This window comes from Pseudomonas protegens (assembly GCF_003732485.1).
Lineage (GTDB): Bacteria > Pseudomonadota > Gammaproteobacteria > Pseudomonadales > Pseudomonadaceae > Aquipseudomonas > Aquipseudomonas protegens_B.
Genome location: NZ_MOAK01000080.1, coordinates 362,107 through 364,376, shown reverse-complemented (window position 1 = coordinate 364,376; position 2,270 = coordinate 362,107). Strand labels below are relative to the sequence as shown.

2 protein-coding genes and 1 pseudogene are annotated in these 2,270 nt (G+C 59.6%); all 3 read left to right on the top strand.

The annotated features are described in order from the left end of the window. Positions 1–1,189, top strand: a 1,189-nt coding sequence (locus tag BLX41_RS22940) for an FAD-binding oxidoreductase (RefSeq protein ID WP_259745105.1), incomplete at its 5' end; no start/stop codon positions are given. A gap of 43 nt (positions 1,190–1,232) precedes the next feature. Continuing rightward, complete coding sequence (locus BLX41_RS22935; RefSeq protein ID WP_102862133.1) at positions 1,233–1,898, top strand: fumarylacetoacetate hydrolase family protein; 666 nt, start codon at positions 1,233–1,235, stop codon at positions 1,896–1,898. A 162-nt stretch (positions 1,899–2,060) separates the two neighbouring features. Beyond that, a pseudogene (locus BLX41_RS36060) lies at positions 2,061–2,270 on the top strand (SdiA-regulated domain-containing protein); the annotation flags it as partial.

Sequence of the window (2,270 nt, the reverse complement as noted above, 5' to 3'; positions counted from 1 at the left end):
CTCGGGCGGGCGGACCGGGCTCTCGGCGGCCGCCGTGGCAGCCAACGGCGAAGTGGTGGTGTCCTTCGACTACATGAATCAAATTCTCGACCTGAACCTGACTGACCGCACTGCGGTGTGCCAGCCGGGGGTGGTCACCGAGCAACTGCAGAACCTGGCGGAAGAAAACGGTCTCTACTATCCAGTGGATTTTGCCTCTGCCGGCTCCAGCCAGATTGGCGGCAATATCGGCACCAATGCCGGCGGGATCAAGGTGATTCGCTACGGCATGACCCGCAACTGGGTGGCCGGCATGAAGGTGGTCACCGGCAAGGGCGACCTGCTGGAGTTGAACAAGGACCTGATCAAGAACGCCACCGGCTATGACCTGCGCCAGCTGTTCATCGGTGCTGAAGGCACCCTGGGCTTTGTGGTCGAGGCCACCATGCGCCTGGACCGGGCGCCGAAGAACCTCACCGCCATGGTGCTCGGCACCGCCGACTTCGATTCGATCATGCCGGTGCTGCATGCGTTCCAGAGCAAACTCGACCTGACCGCCTTCGAGTTCTTCTCCGACAAGGCCCTGGCCAAGGTCCTGGCCCGCGGTGACGTGCCGGCGCCGTTCGAGTCCGACTGCCCGTTCTACGCGCTGCTGGAATTCGAAGCCACCACCGAAGAAGTGGCCAACCACGCCCTGGAAACCTTCGAGCACTGTGTCGAGCAGGGCTGGGTTCTGGACGGCGTGATGAGCCAAAGCGAAACCCAGTTGCAGAACCTGTGGAAGTTGCGGGAATACATTTCCGAGACTATCTCCCACTGGACTCCGTACAAGAACGATATTTCGGTCACGGTTTCGAAAGTGCCGGCTTTCCTCAAGGAAATCGACGCCATTGTCGGCAAGCACTACCCGGACTTCGAAATCGTCTGGTTCGGCCACATCGGCGACGGCAACTTGCACTTGAACATTCTCAAGCCGGATAACCTGAGCAAGGACGATTTTTTCGCCAAGTGCGCCACGGTCAACAAGTGGGTGTTCGAAACCGTCGAGAAGTACAGCGGTTCGATCTCCGCCGAGCATGGCGTGGGCATGACCAAACGTGATTACCTGACCTACAGCCGCTCGCCGGTTGAGATCGAGTACATGAAGGCGGTCAAGGCGGTGTTCGACCCGAACGGCATCATGAACCCGGGCAAGATCTTCGCTGTTTGAGTACAAGCAGCGTCCTGATGAAGTACACGAGCAGGAGTCGGTAATGAGCTATCAGCACCAGTATGTCGACGGTACCCGGATTCATTTCCCCCTGGGCAAGGTGGTTTGCATCGGTCGTAACTACGCCGAGCACGCCAAGGAGCTGGACAACCCGGTTCCCACCGAGCCCCTGCTGTTTATCAAGCCCGGCAGTTGCGTGGTGCCGCTGGAGGGTGGTTTTGCCATTCCCACCGAGCGCGGCTCGGTGCACTACGAGGCGGAAATCGCTGTGCTGATCGGCAAGCCGCTGTCTACCAAGCCCAGTCGCGAAGAAGTGCTGGACGCCATCTCCGGCTTCGCCCCAGCCCTGGACTTGACCCTGCGGGACAAGCAGGCCGAGCTCAAGGCCAAGGGCCTGCCTTGGGAAATCGCCAAGTCGTTCGATGGCGCGGCGGTCATCGCGCCCTTTGTGGTGGGCAGCAGTTTTGCCGATCTGACCGATATCGGCATTCGCCTGACCATCAACGGTGAGGTGCGCCAGGACGGCAACAGCAGCGATATGCTCAATCCCATAGTGCCGATGATCCAGTACATGGCTGGCTGCTTTTCCCTGCAGGCCGGCGATGTGATTCTCACCGGCACCCCGGTTGGTGTCGGGCCGCTGAATGTCGGTGATGAGCTGGTGCTGGAGCTTCCGGGCGTCAGCCGCTTCACCAGCAGCGTCCGTTGATCGGAAACTTTCTGCGAGGGCCCGGGAATCCGGTACGCCTCGTAGAAAGGGCATGGCCTTTAACCGTTTTTTCACATTCGTTCCGGATAATTCCCAAGTTTATGGTTCGCGGATCTGAAAACTGCGTGCTATTAACTATGGCCGACCTCTGGAACTCTTGTGATGGACGCCGCTACTCTGACTAAGCCTCTCGGCAATCGTCTGTCGCGTATTCGCCTGCGTATGCGCTGGTATTCCTGGCTGCTGCTGGCGGGTGTGATCTGCTATGGCGTTGCCAGCCTCATGCATTGGGACGACCGTGGTGCGCTCTGGGTACAGGAGCGGTTTGTCAGTCCTTCCGAGCGCAGCGCCAGTATCTGGCTGCCCGGTTAT

Excerpts from the sequence above, each read along its gene's own strand:
- BLX41_RS22935 (WP_102862133.1), top strand. The coding sequence starts at position 1,233 with ATGAGCTATCAGCACCAGTATGTCGACGGTACCCGGATTCATTTCCCC.